At 61.8% G+C, this 1,265-nt stretch carries 1 protein-coding gene; it reads right to left on the minus strand.

Annotated elements, in window-relative coordinates; translation table 11 throughout:
• Positions 1–33 precede the first annotated feature (33 nt).
• On the minus strand, positions 34–1,218 hold the full coding sequence (locus LN996_RS23455) for an IS30 family transposase (protein WP_374110765.1): 1,185 nt from the start codon (positions 1,216–1,218) through the stop codon (positions 34–36).
• Positions 1,219–1,265 lie beyond the last annotated feature (47 nt).

Raw genomic sequence — 1,265 nt, forward strand, 5'->3', positions numbered from 1 at the left:
GGCAAAGTCAACTGGTGGGAGCAACGCTGGGGGTTAGGCCGCTTGTAGCAGCTGGTTTAGTCGGTTGGCTGGTGTTTCGAGGTTCAGGGTTGGTCTGGGTCGGCGGTTGAGTTTCGCTGCGACCAGGCGGAGGTCCTCGGGGGTGTGCACTGAAAGGTCGGTGCCTTTCTCGAACCAGAACCTCAGGAGCCTGTTGGTGTTCTCGTTGGTGCCGCGTTGCCAGGGTGAGTGCGGGTCGCAGAAATACAGGGTCGTTTCGAGTGCGGTTTGGATCTTCGCGTAGTCGGCCAGTTCGGTTCCGCGGTCCCAAGTGATCGAGAGTCGCAGGTGATCCGGGAGGGAAGCCATCTCCCGGATCATCGCAGCGGCAACGGTCTCCGCGGTGTGGTCCCCGGGCAGGTGCAGCAGGATCGTGAACCGGGTCGAGCGTTCCACCAACGTGCCGATCGCGGTCCCGTCGGTCCCGATGATGAGGTCCCCTTCCCAGTGGCCAGGCACTGCCCGGTCTTGGACCTCGGGCGGGCGTTGGCTGATCTTGAATGCCTCACCGTAAGGGCTGTTCTTACGGCGGTCACTGGTGTGCGGAACGCGTTGCTTGCGTTTCAGGCTGAGCTTTTCGGCCAGGTCCGCCCGCAGGTTCCCGCGGGTTTGGACATACAGCGCTTGATAGATCGTCTCGTGGCTCACCTGCATAGTCTGATCGTCGACGAAGTAGTGCGCCAACATTGAGGAGATCAATTTCGGGCTCCACCCGTCATCCATCCACACACCGATCAGCCGGCAGAGGTCCTCGTCCTGGACGAGTTTGAACGGTTTGGGCCGGCGCCTGTCCTGGTGCGCTTTGGCGTGGGCGACCGAGGCGTAATACTTCCCGTCCGCGCTTCTGTGCCGTTTCACCTCCCGCCAGACCACGGACTTATCCCGGCCAATCAATTCACCGATCTTGGCGTAACTGAGCCCCAGCAGAACACCCATCTGGATCATCCCCCGCTCGCCCAGACCCAAGGCCCGGCCAGGTCCCTCTGCCGAAGGCGCAGGATCGGCAAGACCCCCGACAGCGCCACGGTTCAACGTCATCATCAGGCCAGACTGAGCCCACCAGTTTCCCCCGGTCGCGTGCACCGCCCCGACACGCCGGGAAGCCTCAAGAACCGAGACCCCCGCACACACCAAATCAACAAACTCGGCACGCGCACCCGAAGGAAACAACTTGACCATGAAACGCTCCATCAATCAGAGCGTTGCAACGACCCTATGACTTTGCC

It is taken from the genome of Arthrobacter sp. AK01 (assembly GCF_021109375.1).
Taxonomy (GTDB): domain Bacteria; phylum Actinomycetota; class Actinomycetes; order Actinomycetales; family Micrococcaceae; genus Arthrobacter.

What these genes read in the sequence shown, in the direction of transcription:
- LN996_RS23455 (WP_374110765.1), bottom strand. Translation starts at nt 1,218, where the DNA reads ATGGTCAAGTTGTTTCCTTCGGGTGCGCGTGCCGAGTTTGTTGATTTG.